14 protein-coding genes are annotated in these 20,160 nt (G+C 68.7%); 11 read left to right on the top strand and 3 right to left on the bottom strand.

All coding sequences use genetic code 11. The features are described 5' to 3' along the window. Positions 1–22: 22 nt before the first annotated feature. The gene (locus AB0C25_RS26355; protein WP_357376898.1) at positions 23–1,030 is read left to right on the top strand and encodes an aldo/keto reductase; all 1,008 of its coding nucleotides are present in this window, start codon (positions 23–25) and stop codon (positions 1,028–1,030) included. Positions 1,031–1,108: 78 nt separating this feature from the next. Here the strand turns inward: AB0C25_RS26355 and AB0C25_RS26350 are convergent, their stop codons facing one another. After that, on the bottom strand, positions 1,109–4,657 hold the full coding sequence (locus AB0C25_RS26350; protein ID WP_357376897.1) for a ThuA domain-containing protein: 3,549 nt from the start codon (positions 4,655–4,657) through the stop codon (positions 1,109–1,111). A gap of 526 nt (positions 4,658–5,183) precedes the next feature. On the opposite strand from AB0C25_RS26350, the gene AB0C25_RS26345 reads away from it, so the two are divergent. The 6 genes from AB0C25_RS26345 to AB0C25_RS26320 all read left to right on the top strand — a co-directional run bounded on the left by AB0C25_RS26345 (position 5,184) and on the right by AB0C25_RS26320 (position 13,238). Beyond that, the gene (locus tag AB0C25_RS26345) at positions 5,184–6,695 is read left to right on the top strand and encodes a sugar ABC transporter ATP-binding protein (RefSeq protein WP_357376896.1); all 1,512 of its coding nucleotides are present in this window, start codon (positions 5,184–5,186) and stop codon (positions 6,693–6,695) included. Positions 6,696–6,750: 55 nt separating this feature from the next. After that, positions 6,751–7,725 (top strand): ABC transporter permease, encoded by a 975-nt coding sequence (locus AB0C25_RS26340; protein ID WP_357376895.1) that lies wholly within the window; start codon positions 6,751–6,753, stop codon positions 7,723–7,725. A gap of 2 nt (positions 7,726–7,727) precedes the next feature. Further along, positions 7,728–8,711: an ABC transporter permease gene (locus AB0C25_RS26335; protein ID WP_357254345.1), complete on the top strand. Its 984-nt coding sequence runs from the start codon at positions 7,728–7,730 to the stop codon at positions 8,709–8,711. A 25-nt stretch (positions 8,712–8,736) separates the two neighbouring features. Next, entirely contained in the window at positions 8,737–9,909 is a 1,173-nt protein-coding gene (locus AB0C25_RS26330) for a substrate-binding domain-containing protein (protein ID WP_357376981.1), read from the top strand. Between the two features lie 6 nt (positions 9,910–9,915). Then, complete coding sequence (locus AB0C25_RS26325; protein ID WP_357376894.1) at positions 9,916–10,767, top strand: sugar phosphate isomerase/epimerase family protein; 852 nt, start codon at positions 9,916–9,918, stop codon at positions 10,765–10,767. A gap of 74 nt (positions 10,768–10,841) precedes the next feature. After that, positions 10,842–13,238, top strand: coding sequence for an RICIN domain-containing protein (locus AB0C25_RS26320; RefSeq protein ID WP_357376893.1), 2,397 nt, complete (start codon positions 10,842–10,844; stop codon positions 13,236–13,238). A gap of 65 nt (positions 13,239–13,303) precedes the next feature. On the opposite strand, the gene AB0C25_RS26315 is transcribed toward AB0C25_RS26320, so the two are convergent. Together AB0C25_RS26315 and AB0C25_RS26310 are read right to left on the bottom strand one after the other, a co-directional pair. Then, positions 13,304–14,290, bottom strand: coding sequence for a family 43 glycosylhydrolase (locus tag AB0C25_RS26315; RefSeq protein WP_357376892.1), 987 nt, complete (start codon positions 14,288–14,290; stop codon positions 13,304–13,306). 38 nt (positions 14,291–14,328) lie between these two features. Beyond that, positions 14,329–15,354, bottom strand: a complete 1,026-nt coding sequence (locus AB0C25_RS26310) for a LacI family DNA-binding transcriptional regulator (RefSeq protein WP_357376891.1) — start codon at positions 15,352–15,354, stop codon at positions 14,329–14,331. 371 nt (positions 15,355–15,725) lie between these two features. On the opposite strand from AB0C25_RS26310, the gene AB0C25_RS26305 reads away from it, so the two are divergent. Genes AB0C25_RS26305 through AB0C25_RS26290 form a run of 4 tightly spaced genes read left to right on the top strand, consistent with a single transcriptional unit; the run spans position 15,726 to position 20,010 of the window. After that, on the top strand, positions 15,726–17,081 hold the full coding sequence (locus AB0C25_RS26305) for an extracellular solute-binding protein (RefSeq protein WP_357376890.1): 1,356 nt from the start codon (positions 15,726–15,728) through the stop codon (positions 17,079–17,081). After that, the gene (locus AB0C25_RS26300; RefSeq protein WP_357376889.1) at positions 17,078–18,031 is read left to right on the top strand and encodes a sugar ABC transporter permease; all 954 of its coding nucleotides are present in this window, start codon (positions 17,078–17,080) and stop codon (positions 18,029–18,031) included. The genes AB0C25_RS26305 and AB0C25_RS26300 overlap by 4 nt, the downstream gene beginning before the upstream one ends. After that, a complete protein-coding gene (locus tag AB0C25_RS26295) occupies positions 18,028–18,852 on the top strand; it encodes a carbohydrate ABC transporter permease (RefSeq protein WP_357376888.1) in 825 nt (274 codons plus the stop codon). The genes AB0C25_RS26300 and AB0C25_RS26295 overlap by 4 nt, the downstream gene beginning before the upstream one ends. 3 nt (positions 18,853–18,855) lie before the next feature. Then, positions 18,856–20,010 (top strand): serine hydrolase domain-containing protein, encoded by a 1,155-nt coding sequence (locus tag AB0C25_RS26290; RefSeq protein WP_357376887.1) that lies wholly within the window; start codon positions 18,856–18,858, stop codon positions 20,008–20,010. Positions 20,011–20,160 lie beyond the last annotated feature (150 nt).

Below are 20,160 nucleotides of genomic sequence, written 5' to 3'. Positions count from 1 at the left end.
GCGTACCCGGGCTGGTGGCGTCATGAGGACGAGGGCGCTGCCGCGTCGCCCGCAGGTGCGTCTCACCGAGCTGGGGTTCGGCGCGGCCCAGGGCGGCAACCTGTATCGGACGACGACGGACGAGGAGTTCGCCGCGGCGGTCGACGCGGCGTGGGCGGCGGGTGTCCGGTACTACGACACCGCGCCGCACTACGGACTCGGGCTGTCCGAACGCCGCCTCGGCGCCGCGTTGCGTCAGCGGCCGCGCGACGAGTACGTCGTGTCGACGAAGGTCGGACGACTGCTGGTGCCGTCACCCGAGATCGCGCACCAGCGGGACTCCGAGGGGTTCGACGTTCCCGCGAGCCACCGCCGGGTGTGGGACTTCAGCCGCGACGGCGTTCTTCGCTCGATCGAGGCGAGCCTCGAGCGCAGCGGGCTGGACCGGATCGACATCGTCTACCTGCACGACCCCGACGAGCACTGGGAGCAGGCCGCGCACGAGGCCGTGCCGGCCCTGCTCGACCTGCGTGACCAGGGCGTCGTGGGTGCCATCGGCGCCGGGATGAACCAGTCGGCGATGCTGGCGCGGTTCATCCGGGAGACCGACGTCGACGTGATGATGTGCGCCGGGCGGTACACCCTGCTCGAACAGGGTGCGGCGGACGAACTGTTGCCGATCGCCGAGAACCGGGGGGTGGGCGTGGTCATCGCGGGCGTCTACAACTCGGGGTTGCTGTCGCGGGACCAGCCGCCGGCCGACGCCGTCTACAACTACCAGCAGGCCCCACACGAGGTGATCGAGCGGGCGCGACGGATCGCCGCGGTCTGCGAGACGTACGGGGTGACCCTGCCGCAGGCGGCACTCGCCTTCGTCCGCAGGCACCCGGCCGTGGTGTCGACGGTGGTCGGCGTCCGCACCGAGGCGCAGGTGACCGAGACGGTACGACGGTCCGACGTCGCCGTACCGGAGGAGTTGTGGGGCGCCCTGACGGCGGCCGGGTTGCTCGCCGTTGCGCCCGCTCCGGGCACGGCGGACCAACCGAACTGACAAAGACGTCCCGGCCGGGACCGGCTCCGATTTCCGGACACCGGTCCCGACCGGGACGTCATCTGTTACCGCGACAGATCACACCGCGGTGAACCGCCACTGCTGGTTGGCCGCGCTGTGGCAGGTCCACTGCAACAGTCGGGCGCCGTCGGTGGTGGCCGCGCCGTTGACGTCGACGCAGAGGCCGCTCAGCACACTCTTCACCGTGTACACGCCGGAGGTTCCCGTCGCGGTGGCGGTGAACTTCTGCTGGTTGCCGTTGTTGCAGGTGGCCTGCTGGAGGAAGGCACCCGCCGCGGTCGAACTGCCGACCACCTCGACGCACTTGCCGCTGTGCACCGCCTTGAGGTAGAGCGCGCCGTTACCGGCGTCGACGGCCTGCCACCTCTGGTTGTTGGCCCCGGTGTTCGCCCACTGGGTGATCTGGGCGCCGTCGGCGGTGGAGACACCGCTGACGTCCATCAGCTTGTTGCTGTGCTGCGCCGTGACCGTGTAGGTCTTGCCCGCCAGGCCACCGCCGGTGCCGGTGCCGGGTGTCCCGACGCCGTTTCCGCCGAAGGTGTGCGAGTCCAGATCGAACGAGTTGCTGCTGTTCTTGAACACCATGTAGAGCGTCTGTGTCCCGCTGAGCGCGGCGACGCTCACCGGTGTCGTGGACTGGTAGTTGTCCCAGCCGCCCGTACTGGGCACCGTGGTGGTGGCCAGCAGGGTGCCGGTCGGCGAGCCGGCGCGCAGCTCGATCGAACCGCCGCCGGAGGGCGACGACACCCGGTAGCTGACCGTCGAGATGCCCGACAGGTTCATCGGGTTGAACGCGATCCAGTCGTTGGTGGAGATGTCACCGATGCGCTTGGTGCTCTCCGCCGCCGCCTGGTCGACGACCCGGATGCCGGACTGGCTGCTGAAGTACTCGGACTGCTTGTGCTTCGGCTGGAGGATCGCCTGTGCGGTGCCGGTGAGCGGGGACCCGCCGCCCGAGCCGCCGTTGTCGGTGTACCGCGCGTTCAGCACGTAGAACAGGTTGGCGCCATCGGGGTGCCCACCGAGCAGGTCGGTGGAGATGGTGCCCGAGCAGCCCGGGTATTCAGTGGTCTCGTGCGCGTGGTCGTCGTGACCCAGCGCCGGGTTGAGGATGACCTTCGAACAGTCGACAGTGCCGCCGTCCGGATCGGTCACGGTGATCTGGTACGACACCTTGTCGCCGAAGGTCAGCATGCCTCCGTTGCCCGGTGTGGTGATGGTGACCACCGGGGCGCTGTTGCCGACGGTGATCGGGACGTTGGCGAAGCCGGTCTTACCGGTGCTGTCGGTGACCTTCAACTGGGCCGTGTAGTTGCCGTTGGAGGTGTACGTCTTCGACGGGTTGGCCGCCGTCGAGGTGGTGCCGTCGCCGAACGTCCACAGGTAGCTCAGCGTGTTGCCGTCCGGGTCGGACGTGCCCGCGCTGCTGAACTGGACGGTCAGCGGCGAGGAGCCGCTGGTGGGCGTGCCGGTGGCCTTGACGATCGGTGACCGGCCGCCCTGGATGTAGTCGATCCGGTAGAGCCCGGAGTCGCTGTTGCCGCCGCCGAAGTTGGTGCCCCACTCCAGCAGGTAGAGCGAGCCGTCCTTGCCGAACTCCATGTCCATCGGCTTGTTGAACCCGCCGCTGGGCAGGAACGGGTTGGTGCGGGTCACCGCCGTGGAGGAGTCGAAGTGCACCTCCTTGATGTAGTTGCGCGACCACTCGTAGAAGAAGTGCACGCCGTCGTAGTAGGACGGGAACTTCGTCTGGGACGGGTTCGACGCGTCGTAGCGGTAGACCGGGCCGCCCATCGGGGCGGAGCCGCCGGAGCCAAGCTCCGGGAAGGTCGTCGAGGTGGGGTAGCCGTACCAGATATTCGGCATGACGACCGGCTTCAGGCTGGTCAGACCGGTGTTGTTCGGCGAGTTGTTGACAGGTGCCGAGCAGTTGAACTTCGAGCCGACGACGCCGGTGTCCGGGTTGTACGGCGCGTAGGGCTGGTTGTTGCCGTGGCAGAACGGCCAGCCGTAGTTGCCGGGCGTCTTGATCACGTTGAGCTCGACCAGGCCCTCGGGACCACGGTTGGTGGTCGGCGGGTTGCGGTCCGGTCCGTAGTCCGCCAGGTAGACCCAGCCGTTGGCGGGGTCGATCGAGAAGCGGAACGGGTTGCGGAAGCCCATGGCATAGATTTCCGGCTTGGTCTGCGCCGTGCCCTGGGGGTAGAGGTTGCCGCTCGGGATGGTGTAGCTGCCGCTGGCCCCGGGACGGATACGCAGCAGCTTGCCGCGCAGGTCGTTGGTGTTGCCCGCGGTCCGCGCGGCGTCCAGGTTGGACTTGCCCGAGCGCCAGTCCAGCGGGGCGTAGCCCTGCCAGTTGGGGTCGAGGTTCGGCGGCGTGTCGTCGCCGGTGCCGATGTAGAGGTTGCCGTCCGGACCGAACTCGATGTACCCGCCGGTGTGGCCGGGCTCCGGGAAGGTCCGGTCCCGGTACGCCGGGATGTCGATGATCGTCACGCCGCTGGACGTGTTCAGCGTGTCACCGCTCATCGTGAAGCGGGAGACCCGGTTGACGTCGGTCGAGCTGCTCGCCGGCGAGTGGTAGAGGTACACGTACCCGTTGGTGGCGAAGTTGGGGTCCAGCGCCATGCCGGTGAGGCCGTCCTCACCGCCGGTGTAGACGCTCAGCGTCCCGGCGGTCACCGTGCTGTTGGTGGAGGGCTTGAAGATCTTCAACTGCCCGCCGCGCTGGGCGTAGAACACGCGCCCGTCCGGGGCCACCGCCATCGCCATCGGGTCGACGGTGTTGTCGTCCAGGGTGCGCTTCTCGAAGTTGCTCCAGACGGTGCCGCCGCAGTCGCCGGGAAGGTTGCCGGCGGCCCACTTGATGCCACCGAGGACGTGGTTCTGGAAGTTCGTCTCGCTGTAGGAGGCGATCGCGTGGCCCATCGCGGTGGCCCACACCCGCCCGCCGCCGGTGTTGCGGCACCAGGAGATCGGGTGGTCCGGGCCCATCGCCCGGGAGCCCGGGTTGTAGGTGCGCTCGTCGGCGGTCACCAGTACGTGCACCTTGCCGCGCGGGTTGGAGTCGAAGTTGTACCACTCCTCGCTGCGGTTCCACCGGTCCGGCAGACCGGCCGTCGACGGGTGCTGCTTGTCGGCGACGATGGCGGTGCCGGGCAGCACGCCGGGGGAGTGCTCCGGCATGTGGGCGCCGCCGTTGATGGTGTTGTCCCACCACGGGTATTCGGTGTCGATGCCCATGTCGGTGGCGTTGTGGATGGCCACGATGCCCTTACCGCTGGCGAGGTAGCCCTCCACCGCCTGGCGTTGGGCGGCCGAGGTCCAGACCATGCCGGAGGTCTGGAGCATGACGATCACGTCGAAGGTCGCCAGGTTGGCAGCGGTGAAGACGCTCGAGTCCTCGGTCGCCACCACCTCGAAGTTGTTCGCTGCGGCCTGCTGCTGGATCATCGAGATCCCGGCGGGGATCGAGTCGTGCCGGTAGCCGGTGGTCTTGGTGAACACCAGGGCGCGGAAGGCCGGGGCAGCCGACGCCGGTGGGGCGAGTCCGAGAGCCAGTAACAGGCCCGCGATCACCGAGATGATCATCGTATTGCGACGCATGGCGTCTCCTAGGTTGGACGGGCAACTCCGAGTGCGCCCACGGGCTCACCCTGCGTCAGGTTGTGCCTGGTCGCATGGATGGGCACGAGTGCGCTGGTCTGTCCTCGTGCCGTTCGCCGAAACGGCAGTCAGACCCGCGGGACATCACAGAGGGTGATGGCGGCTGTGGTTCGTGTCCCGTGGTCCACAAGGTCAGGATGAGCTAGAGATAAACGGCTGTCAATGAATGGGGTGACGTCCGACGTCTTGCCCTGATGACGACGGCCATGTCCGAATCTCTCGGGCACGGCGTCGCTGCCGGCCGAGTGATGGCCCTGGCAATCAGCCCCGGTCGAGGATTGCGGACCTGCATCCAAACATCTATGTTCTTCATACGTGTGATGTTTCGTCGATGTCAAGAGAATGTTCGCAACATAAAAACGGAAGTCTTCGCAGCTAGCTGCGAAAGATCCTGGTCCGGCCACGAGTGGGTCGGACGCCGACCTGTGCACCTTGTTGATGACTACTATCTGTGAGGGCTTTCGGGATGTCAGATCCACCGCCGTCGCCGCTGCTCACCCTCCGGGGCATCGGCAAGTCCTTCCTCGGGGTACGCGTGCTCGACGGTGTCGACCTCGACGTCACGCCAGGCGAGGTCCACGCCGTTGTCGGTGAGAACGGCGCCGGCAAGTCGACCCTCATGAAGATCGTCTCGGGCGGGTACGCCCCGGACGAGGGCACCGTCGAGTTCGCCGGTGAGTCGCGTACGTTCCGTGGCCCGCGGGACGCCCAGCGGGCCGGCGTCGGCATCATCCACCAGGAGTTCAACCTGCTGCCGGAGCGCACCGTGGCGGAGAACGTCTACCTGGGACACGAGCCGGTCCGGCGCGGGCTGGTCGACCGTCGGGAGATGCTCGACCGCACCACGCGCCTGCTCGCCTCGATCGGGGAGACCACGTTGCCCGCCGACGCCCGGGTGGGGCAACTCGGCGTCGCCCAGCAACAGGTCGTCGAGATCGCCAAGGCCCTCGCCCTGGACGCGCGGCTGCTCATCATGGACGAGCCGACCGCGGCGCTCGCCGACCACGAGGTCGAGCTGCTCTACGGGTTGGTCCGCCGACTTCAGGAGCGGGGCATCGGCCTGCTGTACGTCTCGCACCGGCTCGCCGAGGTCTTCGACCTGTCCAGTCGGATCACGGTCCTGAAGGACGGCCGCCGAGTGACCACGGTGGACACCGCGAGCACCAGCGGCGACGAGTTGGTGCGGCACATGGTCGGCCGGGAACTGTCCAGCTACTACCCGGACCGGGCCGCCCCCGACGACCGGGGTCCGGTGCGGCTCAACCTTCGCGACGTGGGCAACCGGAAGCTGAGTGACATCAACCTCCAGTTGCGCGCCGGCGAGGTGCTCGGCATCGGCGGCCTCCAGGGCTCCGGGCGGTCCGCGCTGGCCCGTGCGATCTTCGGGGTGTCGCCGTTCACGACCGGCGACGTCACGCTCGACGACCGGCCGGTCCGACTGCGCTCGCCCCGCACCGCGATGCGGGCCGGCATCGCCTACGTCACCGAGGACCGCAAGGGCGAGGGGATCGTCCCCCGGCAGTCGGTGCTCGACAACGCACTGCTCGCCAGTCGGGCCGTCTTCGCGGCCCGGTCCGGCCGTGCGGCCCGCACCGTTCGGGTGCGCGAGCTGCTCAACGCCGTGGAGGTCCGTGGTGCGGGCGACGACCAGGAGATCCGGTTCCTGTCCGGCGGCAACCAGCAGAAGGTAGTGCTGGCCCGCTGGCTCGCGCTCAACCCGCGGATCCTGCTCTTCGACGAGCCGACCCGCGGCATCGACGTGGGCGCGAAGTCGGCCATCCACGACCTCGTCCGCCGCCTCGCCCGCGACGGCGCGGCCGTGTTGATGATCTCGTCCGACCTGCCGGAGCTGCTGGGCATGAGTGACCGCATCGTCGTCATGCGGGACGGCCGTGTCGCGGGTGAGTTGCCTGCCGGCGCGAGCGAGGAGGACGTCGTCACCCTGGCGGTCGGCGCCATCCCGGAGGCCGCCCAGTGAGCGCGAGGAGTGAGCCGGTTTTGCGAGCCCCGCAGCCGCGAACGGAGATGACTCAGTGAGCGCCCTGTCGCTTCTGCCGGCCCGGCGTCCCGTACCGGGCGTCTTCGTGGCCCTGACCCTCACCCTCGCGATCGGCTGGCTTGTCGTCCTCGTCGACGGTGGCCAGCTGTTCAACCAGAGCACGACGGTGAGTCTGCTGCACGTGGCGGCCGGCCTCGGGCTCGTCGCCGTCGGCCAGACATTGGTCATTTTGGGTGGGTCGCTCGACCTGTCGGTGGCGTACGTGATCAGCCTCAGCACCCTCGTCGCCGCGGAGACGATGAACGGCAGCGACGGCGCGGTGCTGCCGGCGATCGGCCTGGTGCTCGTCGTCAGCGCCGGCATCGGGCTGTTCAACGGGCTCCTCGTCACCAAACTCCGGGTCAACGCGTTCATCGCGACCCTCGGCGTCGGGCTGCTGCTCAAGGGCTACCTCGACAACGGCTACGACGGGCCGGCCGGCACCACCGCGCCGTCGCTCGTGCAGTCGCTCGGCTACCAGCGCATCGGCCCGGTGCCGGTGTCGTTCCTGCTGCTGGTCGCGGTGACCGCGGCGGCCTGGTTCGCGCTCTCGAAGACCCGCTTCGGCCATCACCTGGTCGCCGTCGGCGGGGACCCGGAGGTGGCTCGGCTCTCCGGCGTCCGCAACGACCGGGTCCTCGTCACCGCCCACGTGCTGTGCTCGATGTGTGCCGGGCTCGCTGGTATCTACCTCGCCAGTCGCCTCGGCTCAGGCGCGCCCCGGGTGGGCACCGAGGGCCTCTACGACCTGGAGTCGATAGCCGCGGTGGTGATCGGCGGCACGGCCCTCGCCGGTGGACGCGGTGGCGTCATCGGCACGGTCGGGGGTGTGCTGCTGCTCGCCAGCATCGACGCGATCTTCAACCAGTTGGAGGTCGACGCCTTCTTCAAGCAGGTGATCCGGGGCGCGATCATCATCGCCGCGGTGGCCGTCTACGCCCGCCGGGCCATGCGAAAGGCGGCTGCCTAGTCATGCAGACCGTTCAGCGCCGTACGCTGCCGCTGCGTCTTCCGCGGGTCCGTCCCGGTGGCATCCTGCCGATCCTCGCGATTCTCGCGGTGTTGGTGGTGCTCGTCGGCATTCGGCAGCCCGACTTCCTCTCCCCTCCGTCGCTGATGTCGTTCCTCGGGCGGTCGGCGCCGATCATCCTGCTCGCCGCCGGTCAGTACTTCGTGATCGTCTCCGGCGAATTCGACCTCTCGGTCGGCTCTCTGGTCACCGCGCAGGTGGTCGTGGCCGCCCGGCTCATCGACAGCGACCCGGCGCGTACCTGGCCCGTGGTGCTTCTCCTGCTCGCCTTCGGTGCGCTCGTCGGGCTGGTCAACGGCCTGATCACGACACGGCTGCGGGTGCCGTCGTTCATCACCACCCTCGGCATGTTCCTGATCCTGGTCGGCGCGGTCTACCTCTGGTCCGACGGTGCCCCGAAGGGTGGTCTCTCCGAGGAGTTCCGGCGGTTCGGCCGGCGGGCCTTCGAGGACGTGCCGGTGCTGGGTCGCGTGCCGTTCGCGTTGCTGGTCCTGGTGGCCCTGGCGGTGGTGGCCGTGCTGCTGATGCGGTCCGACTTCGGCCGGACGCTCGTTGCCGTCGGCGACAATCCGCGCACCGCCGAGCTGAGCGGCGTACGCGTCTGGCGTACCCGGACGATCGCCTTCATCCTCAGCGGGCTCGCGGCGGCGGCTGCGGCGATCCTGCTGGGCGGCTACAGCGGCGTGTCGTTCCAGGCCGGCGCCGGCCTGGAGTTCGGTGCGATCACCGCTGTCGTCCTCGGTGGCGTCGCACTGGGCGGGGGCCGCGGTTCGGTCGTCGGCGCGATGCTCGGTGCGCTGACCCTCGAGCTGCTGTTCGCCCTCATGAATTTCTACGGCGTCTCTGGCGCCCTCAGGTCGACCGTCCAGGGCGGGATCATCCTGCTCGCCGTGGCGGTCTCGGCAACGCGTTCTTCTTCGAGATAAAGGGGAATCCATAGTGCGACGTTCCATGGCGGCCTTGGCCGCTGTCACCCTGCTGTCCCTCACCGCCTGTGCCACCGACGAGCCCTCCGCGAGCCCCTCGGGCGGTGCCTCCACCGCCGCCGGATCGGGCACCGGGGAGCAGTCGAAGTTCTTCGTGCAGGCCGACTACGACGCCGAGCTGGCACTGCTCAGCGCGACCCCGACGGGCCCGGCCGACAAGCCGTGGGAGCAGGTGCTCAACCCGAAGATGGTGGACACCGCCAAGTTCAAGAAGGCCGGTCCGCACAAGATCTGCTTCTCGAACGCGGCGCTCAACAACCCGTGGCGGCAGGTCGGGTTCAAGACCATGCAGGCCGAGGTCGAGGCGCAGAAGAGCCGCATCAAGGAGTTCGTGCACGTCGACGCCGAAGGCAAGGACCAGAAGCAGATCGCGGACATCAACGACCTGCTCGGCAAGGGCTGTGACGCGCTGATCGTCTCGCCGAACACCACCGCCACGCTGACCCCGGCCGTCGAGGCCGCCTGCCAGGCGGGGCTGCCGGTCGTCGTCTTCGACCGTGGTGTCAACACGAAGTGCCCGGTGACGTTCATCAACCCCATCGGCGGCTACGGGTTCGGCCACGTCGGCGCCGAGTTCGTCAGTCAGAAGATGAAGCCCGGAGGCAAGGTCCTCGCTCTGCGGATCCTGCCGGGTGTGGACGTCCTGGAGACCCGCTGGTCGGCGGCGAAGGTAGCGTTCGACAAGGCGAAGGTCGACGTCGTGGGTGTCGAGTTCACCGACGGCGACCCGGCCAAGACCAAGAAGATCGTCGACGACTACATCCAGCGGTACGGCACGATCGACGGCGTCTGGATGGATGCCGGTGCGGTGGCGGTCGCGGCGGTCGAGGCGTTCCAGGACGCGGGCAAGCCCGTTCCGCCGATGAACGGTGAGGACCAGCTCGACTTCCTGAAGATCTGGAAGGACAAGCAGCTCACCGCGATCGCGCCGACCTACCCGACCTACCAGTGGCGTACGCCGATCATCGCGGCGCTGCGGATCCTCGACGGCGAGCAGGTCTCCAACCCGTGGAAGCTGCCGCAGCCGACCGTCACCCAGGACAACCTGGACACGTACCTCGACGCGAGCATGCCGCCGCTGCACTACGCGATGTGCGGCTGCACCGACCTGCCCGGCTACCCGCAGCGCTGGAAGTAGGACCTGATGTACGCCATCGGCGTCAACCCCTGGGTGTGGGCCTCGCCTGTCGACGACGAGGCCCTGGCCGAGCTGATCCCACGGATCGCCTCGTTCGGCTTCGACGCGGTCGAGCTGCCGATCGAGCAGCCCGGCGACTGGGACCCGATCCGTACCCGGGACCTGTTGGCGGCGCACGGCCTCGTCGCCGCCGGGGTCTGCGCGGCCTTCTCGCCGGGGCGGGAGTTGGTCGACGCCGCGCCAGCGGTGGTGGAGTCGACGGTGGCGTACCTCAAGGGCTGCGTGGCGAGCGCGGCGGCGATCGGCGCGCCGTGCGTCGGCGGCCCGGTGTACGCCTCGGTCGGCCGCACCTGGCGGATGTCACCGGCGGCTCGCGCGGCCTGCTATGCGGATTTCCGGCGGGCCCTGGCGCCGGTTGCCGAGCAGGCCGGCGAGTTGGGCGTGAGCATCGGTGTCGAGGCGTTGAACCGCTACGAGACGAGCGTCGTCAACACGATCGAGCAGACGGTCGAGTTGATCGACGGTCTTCCGTCGAGCGTCGGCATCATGATCGACACGTACCACATGAACATCGAGGAGGCCGACCCCTACGCGGCTCTCGCGGTCGCCGGCCCGCACATCAAGCACGTGCAGGTCAGCGGCTCCAACCGGGGCACACCCGGTGCGGACCACTTCGACTGGCCCCGCTTCTTCGCCGTCCTGCGGGACACCGGTTACCAGGGTGCGATCTGCATCGAGTCGTTCACCGGGGAGAACGAGGCCATCGCGGTCGCCGCGGCGATCTGGCGTCCGTTGGCCCCCTCGCAGGACCGTCTCGCCACGGACGGCCTGCGCTATCTCCGGGAGATCCTCGGGTGACCGCCCCCACCCACCGAGGTCCCGGCCCCCGGGCTCTGCCCGCCACCCCCCTCTAGAGTCAGGAGCACCGTCCCGTGTCTGTCTCGTCCAGTCCCCCGCTGCGGCGACTGTTGGCCGGCGCCGCCGCGTCAGCGTTGACCGCTCTGGTCGCGGTGACCGCCTCGGCGTCCCCCGCGCTCGCGGCCACCACCACCCTCTACGCGTCGCCCGGCGGCTCCGGCACCAGCTGCTCCGCCAGCCAACCGTGTTCGCTGTCCGCCGCGCAGACCGCGGTCCGGGCAGCCAACACCACGATGTCCGGTGACATCGTGGTCGAGTTGGCCGACGGCGCGTACCGGCTGTCGTCGCCGATGCGGCTGACCGCTGCCGACTCCGGTAACAACGGCTACCAGGTGATCTGGCGGGCGGCCGCCGGCGCCCGTCCGACGATCACCGGTGCCCGAGCGGTCACCGGCTGGTCGCTCGTCGACTCCGGCAAGAACATCTGGCGGGCCAACGTTCCCGCCGGCCTCGACTCCCGTCAGCTCTACGTCAACGGAGCCGTCGCCACGCGGGCGCGCACCGCCATGACCCGTGCCAACTTCACCTTCACCACGTCCGGCATGCGGTTCACCAACAGCGCGCTCAACTACCTCAACAACCTCGGCAACCAGAGCCGGGTCGAGGTGGAGAGCGTCGGCTCGTTCACCGACCGGTACTCGCCGGTGCAGAGCATCAGCGGCAACTTCCTGACGATGCAGCAGCCGGCCTGGAACAACAACACCTTCGGCTTCGACACCCTGTCCAGCCCGCACCGCGCCGGCCCGTTCTACCTGGCCAACGCGTACGAGTTCCTGGACTCGGCGGGGGAGTGGTACCTCAACCCCAGCAGCGGTCAGCTCAACTACATCCCGCTCGCCGGACAGAACATGAGCTCGGTCAGTGTGGAGCTGCCGCAGTTGCAGTCCCTGGTGAACGTCGGCGGCACCCTTGACGCGCCCGCGCACCACATCTCGTTCAGCGGCATCACCTTCACCGGCACCAGCTGGCTCGGCCCGAGCAGCAGCAACGGCTTCGCCGACCAGCAGACCGGTGCGCACATCACCGGCACGTGGTCCCGCCCGTCCGACGCGCTGACCTCCTGCCAGGCCGGCTGCCCCCAGTTCGAGGCGACCCGGCCGAACTGGAACCAGATGCCCGCCGCCGTGCAGGTCTCCGCTGCCAACACCATCACCTTCAGCGACTCCCAGTTCGTCAACCTCGGGCAGACGGCCATCGGCATCGGTAACGACGCCAACGCCCACGCCAGTGGTGTCGGCCTGGCCGCCAACAACATCACCGTCACCCGCTCCGAGATCGCCCGCAACTCCGCCGGTGGCATCGTGGTCGGTGGCGTACGCGCCGACGCCCACCACCCCAGCGACCAGCGGATGGTCAACCGCAACATCACCATCAGCAACAACAAGGTGCACGACCTCGGCCTGGAGTACCGGGGCGTCGTCTCGATCCTGACCACGTACGTGAACACCGCGCTGGTGTCGCACAACGAGGTCTACAACATGCCGTACACGGGTCTGTCGGTCGGTTACGGCTGGGGCGCCAACGACGCCGGCGGCAGCCAGCACTACGCCAACCGGGGTCTCTACAACTACCAGCCGCGGTACTCCACGGCGACCACCGCGGCCAACAACCAGGTCATCGGCAACTACGTCCACGACGTGATGCAGCAGATGACCGACGGTGGCTGCATCTACTCGCTGTCGGCGAACCCGGGCGGGACCATCAACGAGAACTACTGCCTGCGGACCAACGGCTGGTTCGGGCTCTACTTCGACGAGGGCTCGCGCTACTACACCGCCCGCAACAACGTGTTCTCCTCCACCGGCACCTGGGCCACGGCCAACTACTGGTACGCCGAGAACATGGGCAACTTCACCGTCACCAACAACTGGTCGACGAACAACAGCACGAACGTGACGAACGGTGACCGCGGCAACGTCGTCAACGGCAACGTCACGGTCGCCAACGGCAACTGGCCGTCCGGCGCGCAGACGGTGATCAACAACGCTGGCGTGCAGAGCGGCGGCAGCACCAACCCGCAGAACGTGCAGCTCGTGAGCGCTCAGTCGGGTCGCTGCGCCGAGATCGGGGACTCCAGCACGGTCAACGGCACGCAGGCCCAGATCTGGGACTGCATCAGTAACGTCGCCAACCAGCGGTGGACCCACACCGCGAGCCGGCAGCTCATGATCTACGGCACCAAGTGCCTGGACGCCTCCGGCCAGGGCACCGTCAACGGCACGAAGGTGGTGATCTGGGACTGCAACGGTGGTGTCAACCAGCAGTGGAACATCAACTCCAACGGCACGATCACGGGCGTGCAGTCGGGTCTCTGCCTCGACGTGAACGCCGCCGCGACGGCGAACGGCACGAAGTTGATCCTCTGGGCCTGCAGCGGTGGCGCCAACCAGCGGTGGACGGTACGCAGCTGATTCAGTAGCTGGACAACCGACAGATCCGGGCCGGGGCGACATGCCCCGGCCCGGACCTGTCCGGTCTACTGCGCCACGTCCGCCCTCGCCGCGTTCACGACCAACCCGGTCGCGGTTTCGTAGCGGACCGGGATGGGTTCGCTGAGTTCCCCGACGAACGTCTCGTCGACGTGGTCGAGGAAACCGATGAGGGACCAGCCGTCGTCGGGTCCGGGGACCAGCCGGGGCGCGTACAGGTGCGGGTGGGTGAACGGCTGGGCGGACGAGATGTCCCACGGCCCGAGGATGTTCTCGCCGGTTGCCACCCAGATCCGGTGGTCGTCGCGCCGGGCGCTGCCGGTGGCCTCGCTGGAGAAGAGCAGCAGCGGTTGCCCGTCGAGCACCGCGACCTGGGGCACCTCGAGGTGACCGAAGCCGGCCGGTGTCGACAGCGGCGGCGCGACGGTCCAGGTGACGAGGTCGGTGGAGGTGGCGTGGCCGACGACGCCACGGGTGTTCGCGGGCCCGGTGTTGGCGCGGGCGGTGATGAGCATGTGCCAACCCTCGCCGGCGGGGTCGGGGAACACCCATGGGTCACGCCACGCCTGCTCGTACCAGAGGTCCTTGTCCAGCAGCTCGTACCACGTGGGGTCGGCCTGGACGATCGGCTCGGTGCCCTGCCGGTGCCAGGTCATGAGGTCGTCGGAGACGGCCAGTCCGATGCGTTGGACGAGCCCGTCCTCGGCGCGACCGACGCCGGTGTAGAACAGGTACCAGCGTCCGTCCGGTCCGCGGACCGTGCAGCCCGTCCAGGTCGCCAGGTCGTCCCAGCTGGGCGCGTCGGCGGGGACCACGGCGTCGGCGACCAGGCGCCACGAGCGCAGGTCCGCCGAGACGGCGTGGCCGATGGTGGCCCGGTGGTGGCGGCGGTGCGGGTCGTGCAGGGCGCGGGACGCGCGCAGGAAGAACACGTGCCAGAGGCCGTTGTCGTCCCGCGCGTACCAGCTGTCCCACACCCAGTGGTCGGGTAGACGAAGCATGGTCGGAAACCTAGCACTAAACCGTTTTAGCATCGGTCAAGCCCAACCCGGCGGTACGGGTCGCGTGGTGGTCAGTCGGCCGGGGGCGCGAGGGACCGGCGTCGGCGCAGGGGCATCGGAACGAGCGAGGGCTCGGCGACGCCCCCGTCCAGGAGCAGTTCGATCGCTCGCCGCCCCATCTGCTCGTGTGGCAGCGCCGTGGTGGCCAGGCTGGGGCGCAACCAGGCGGCGATCGGGTCGTCGTCGAAGGAGATGACCGAGATGTCCTCCGGGACGGTCAGCCCCGCCTCGCCGAGCGCCTGGTAGGCGCCGAAGGCCAGTCGGTCGTTCATGCAGATGATCGCGCTGGGGCGCGTCGGCTTGCTCAGCAGGCCACGCATGGCGGCGTAACCGTGCTCTGGTAACCACTCGGTGCAGAAGCACTCGGCCAGGAGGCTGACCTCCGCCTCGTCCAGCGTCTGCCGGATGCCGTGCAGGCGAGCGCGGGCGGCGAGCGAGACCTCCGGGTCGTCCTCCTTGAGTCGGTGACGGCCGATGAGCGCGATCGCGTCGCGGTGGCCAAGCTCCAGCAGGGCGGTGGCGACAGAGCGGCCCGCCCCCTCGTCGTCCGGGACCACGCTGGGCAGACCGTCGGAGCTGGTGGCGTTGAGCAGCACCACCGGCCCGCCGAGGATGGCTGCGGGCACCGTCAGCCGTCGGGTCGCCATCGCCGCATAGATCACCCCGTCGACCTGCCGGTCCAGGATGGCCTCGATGGCGTACTGCTCGAAGGTGGCGTCGCCCTGCGTCTCGGTGATGAGTAGGACGTGGTCCCGTTCCCGGGCCGCGTCGAGAGCGCCACGAATGAGGTCACCGGCGAACCGGGTGGTGGCCACGATGTCGGAGACGAACGCGATGGTGGCCGTCTTGCGCGTGCGCAGGCTGCGCGCGGCGAGGTTGGGCCGGTAACCAAGCTCCTCGGCGGCGGCGAACACCCGCTGATGCGCCTCGGCCGAGAGCCGGGTGCCCTCTCTGCCGTTGAGCACCATCGACGCGGCGGTCTTGGACAGCCCGGCCTTCCGCGCGACGTCGGCGAGTGTTGCTCTGTTGCGGCCCATCAGTCCTCCGAATCAGGCGCGGTGCCACAGGCACCGCTCCTGCCCATCATGATGCGTCGTCGTCCGGGCTCGAGCGCCAGTCACGTCGGCGTGCGGTGAACCAGACGTTTCCGCACTGTTGCCAAGTTGTCCTTGACAGCTCCCCACGCCACGCGCATGCTCTGCTAAATCAGTTTAGCGACCACTTCTGGCGCATCCAGAGGCGCCTTCGGTGGCAGTGCCGGGTCCTTTCTGCTGACGGTACGGGTGCTGCGCCCAGGCGACAGGCCACGGCATCCGTGTCGTGGCCGCCACCCGGTCGCGGTAGTCCCGGTGGAGCTGTCGCGCGGCCGTGGGTCGCGGGACGCGTGGAGATGTCGAGGAGTCATGAAATGGCAGATTTGCTGACGAAGTTGTCGCGACGGAGATCGGTGCTCCTCGCGTCGCTGCTGGCGGTCGGGATGACCGCGACGGCCTGCAGCGCGCCGGGCGAGGACCGGTCGTCGACCCAGAAGTCCGACACCGCCGTCAAGACGGAGCTGGGGACCGACCCGATCACCCTGGAGATGTACGCGGAGACCGGCTTCCCGCTGGCCAAGGCATTGGCCGACGAGTTTTCCAAGCAGCACTCGAACGTCAAGTTCACCATCCGCGAGGACCAGTTCACGGTGATCGTGGAGAACGCGCCCCGCGTGATGGCCTCGGACAACTCGCCCGACATCATCCGGCTCCCGACCATGGTCGACCTGGTCAAGGACGACCTGCTCAAGAACCTCGACCCGTACTTCACCGCGTACGGCTGGGACAAGTTCCCCGCCTCGCAGCTCATGCAGTTGCGGGTCGGCGAGAACACCCGGGGCACCGGCTCGCTGTACGGGATGGGGCTCGGCTACAGCGTCACCGGCGTCTTCTACAACAAGAAGCTGGCCAGCCAGATCGGCATGACCCAGCCGCCGGCCACTGTCGCCGAGTTCGAGGAGCTGCTCGCCAAGGCGAAGACCGGCGGGGTCCAACCGATCATGCAGTTCAACAAGAACACCGCGGGCATCAACTTCCCACACCAGGCGTTGCAGAACCAGTTCGGCGACCCGACCCAGGTCGCCGACTGGATCTTCCAGAAGCCGGGGGCCACGTTCGACACCCCGGCCGCCCTGAAGGCCACCCAGACGATCCAGAAGTGGGCCCAGGCCGGCTACTTCACCAAGGACGCCAACGCCCTGGACTACGCGGGCATGGTGGGGGAGTTCCAGAAGGGCAACGGCCTGTTCATGTTCAACGGCGACTGGGAGTCGGCCAACCTCGACAAGTCGATGCCCGGCAACGTGGGCTTCTTCCTCTTCCCCACCGAGTCTGCCGGTGGAAAGCACGTGGCGATGTCCGCCCCCAACACCTTCGGCGTCTCCGCCAAGGCCAAGAACCCGGACGCGGCCGCGTACTTCCTGAACTGGGTCCACACCAACGCCAAGGCCCGCGAGATCTCGGTGACGGTCGGCGGCTCCAGCCCCGGCGGCCCGAGTGACCTGCCGGTGCCGAGCGCCGCCCCGAACACCGTGCTGGCCGAGACCCTCAAGGCGTCGCAGCAACTCGGCGCGGAGAACGGCGCTGTGGACTTCACCGCGAACGCGACCGGCGGCATCTTCGCCGCCGCGATCACGCCGGAGATGCAGAAGCTGATCGCCGGCCAGCAGACGCCTGAGGGGTACGTGAAGGCGGTCCAGGCCGAGTACCAGAAGGAACTGTCCCGATGACGTCTGCCCTCGGCAGCGCACCAACCGGACGCGACGATCGTCGCGCCCGCCCCACCCCCACGCGGGCCCACCGATTCCGGTGGGCCCGCGCGGCCGGGACCGGCTGGTTGTACGTCCTGCCCGCCCTGGTGATGTACGCGGTCTTCGTCCTGCGCCCGCTCGTCCTGACGCTCCAGTACTCGCTCTACGACTGGAACGGGATCGGCGTGGCCCGGTGGGTGGGCCTGGACAACTACCTCACCGTCTTCACCGACAGCGACCTGCTGAAGATCATCGGCAACGCGATGGTCCTGATCGTCTTCTTCAGCTTGATCCCGGTCGCCCTCGGGCTGTTGGTGGCGAGCATGGTTCGCCGGATCACCACCGGCGCGTTCGGCACCGTGGTCCGGACAATCCTGTTCCTGCCGCAGGTCATCCCCCTGGTGGCGGCGGGCATCGCGTGGAGCTGGCTGCTCTCGTCGAACGGTCTGGTCAACCAGGCGCTGCGGGCGGTCGGGCTGGGTGGCGTGGCCCGCGCCTGGCTCGGTGACTTCGACACGGCGCTGCCTGCCGTCGGCGTCATCGGTGCCTGGGTCCTGCTCGGCCTCTGCACGATCCTGCTGGTCACCGGCATGAGCAAGATCGATCCGGCGCTGTACGAGGCCGCCCGCCTGGACGGTGCAGGGCCGGTCCGCGAGTTCCTCGCCGTGACCCTGCCCAGCCTGCGCCAGGAAATCGGTGTCTGCCTCACCGTGACGATCATCGCGGCGCTGGCCAGCTTCGACATCGTCTACATCTCCACCAGCGGCGGCCCCGGCCTGCAGACCACGGTGCCCGGCCTGGAGATCTACCGGCTGGCCTTCTCGCAGCGGCAGGTGGGGCTCGCCTCGGCGCTGGCCGTCGTCCTCATGCTGCTGGTGCTGGCCTGCGTGCTGCCGATCCAGCGTCTGAGCCGAGGGGAGAAGCCGTGAACCTGAGCCGACGCGAACAGTTGACCGGCCGGGTCTTCCTGATCGCACTGATCGTCGTCACCCTGCTCCCGTTCGTGAGCATGCTGTCGGCGGCATTGCAGCCCCGGGGCACGGTGCCCAGCGGGCTCGAATGGCCGTCCGACCCGCAGTGGGGCAACTTCGCGGACGCCTTCACCGCCGCGAACATGGGCGCCCTGCTCCGCTCCAGCCTGCTCATCGTGGCCGGTGTGGTGCCGGTGTCGGTGCTCATCGCGACCATGGCCGGCTTCGGGCTCGGTCAGTTGCGGGTGCCCGGCGGCCGACTGCTCTTCGGCCTCTTCCTGCTGGGTCTGACCCTCCCCTTCGAGGCGGTGGTCACGCCGCTCTACTACCAGATGCAGGATCTCGGTCTGCTCAACACGCGCTGGGCCATCATCCTGCCGCTGATCGGCCTGTACATGCCGTTCGCGGTGTTCTGGATGCGGGCACACTTCACCAACGTGCCGGTCGAGTTGTCCGAGGCGGCCAGGGTGGACGGCAGCAGCACGTGGCAGCTGTTCTGGCGGGTCCAGGTGCCGCTCGCCCGGCCGGCGATCGCCTCGCTGACGATCCTGATGTTCCTCTGGACCTGGAACCAGTTCCTGCTCGCCATCGTCCTCGTCGACGACGCCACCAAACGCACGATGGCCGGGGCGCTCGGCGCGTTCCAGGGCCAGTGGGGCACCGATCTGGTGCTGCTGTGCGCCGGGTCGCTGCTGATCCTCACCCCGACCCTCATCGTGTTCCTGATCTTCCAGCGACAGTTCATCAAGGCCCTGATCCAGGGGTCAGTGAAGGGGTAGGCAGTGGTCACACAGCCGCAGATCCACGGCGACGTCGACGATCGCTATGGGCGCGTCGCCGACGTCTTCCGCGACAACTTCACCTCACGCGGGGAGGTCGGCGCCGCCGTCACCGTCTACGTGCGGGGCCGCAAGGTCGTCGACCTGTACGGCGGGGTGGCCGACACCCGTACCGGGCGGCAGTGGCACGCGCACACGCCGGCCGTCGTCTTCTCCTGCACCAAGGGGATCCTGGCGATCTGCGCCTACCTGCTCGTCCAGCAGGGCCGGCTCGACCTCGACGCTCCCGTGACGCGCTACTGGCCGGAGTTCGGACAGCACGGCAAGGCGGACATTCCGGTGCGGTGGTTGCTCACGCACCAGGCCGGTCTGCCTGCGGTGGACCGACCGCTGACCCTCGACGAGGTCCTGGCCTGGGATCCGGTCATCAAGGCGATCGAGGCGCAGGCCCCGCTGTGGAAGCCGGGCACGGCGCACGGCTACCACTCGATGACCTACGGTTGGCTGGTCGGAGAGGTGATCCACCGCAGCACCGGCCAACTACCCGGCGCGTTCTTCGCCGACACCCTCGCGGGCCCGCTCGGCCTGCACACCTGGCTGGGGCTCCCGGCCGCCGAGAGCGACGCCGTCGCCTGGGACCTGGCACCACCTCCCGACCCCGACCCGTTCGTGGACCCGGTCGCCGAACGGGGCATCACCATGGGGGGCGCCTTCGCGTTCCCCGCCGACGCCGACGGCCTGGTCAGCTTCAACGACGACGCCATCCGGGCCGCCGGTGTTCCCGGCGCGGGCGCGGTGAGCACCGCCGAGGGCCTCGCGCGCCTCTACGCGGCCTGTGTGTCGGATCTCCAGGGTGGACCGTTGCTCACGGCCGCGTCACTGGACGACGCGGTAGTGGTTCGTTCGCGCGGTCAGCAGCGGCACGGCCCGCCGGACTCCGGGCAGCGCTGGGGTACGGGGTTTCTGCTGCACTCGCCACCGGCCCGGCCCCTGCTGGGTGAGCGCAGCTTCGGCCACGACGGCGCGGGCGGAAACCTGGCCTTCGCCGACGCCGAACATCAGGTGGGGTTCGGATACGTGGTCAACCAGATGCGGGGGATGGGCGACGAGCGCGCCAATCGCCTGACCGCCGCCGTCCGCGCCTGCCTCGACGACTGAGGCGCTACGGGGCCGAACGGTCCGACCTCATGCGGGTTCGTCCACTGTGGGGGGGTGGGCAGTGTTGCGGGGATACTTCGGGCACGTTTCATTGATAGTCTTGACAGGCGTTGTTAGCGATAACACGATGGCCTTCACGCCGCTCTCGCG

Source organism: Micromonospora sp. NPDC048839 (assembly GCF_040649915.1).
Classification (GTDB): domain Bacteria; phylum Actinomycetota; class Actinomycetes; order Mycobacteriales; family Micromonosporaceae; genus Micromonospora.
The sequence above is the reverse complement of the archived record's forward strand: the minus strand, read 5'-3'. Positions and strand labels throughout refer to the sequence as shown.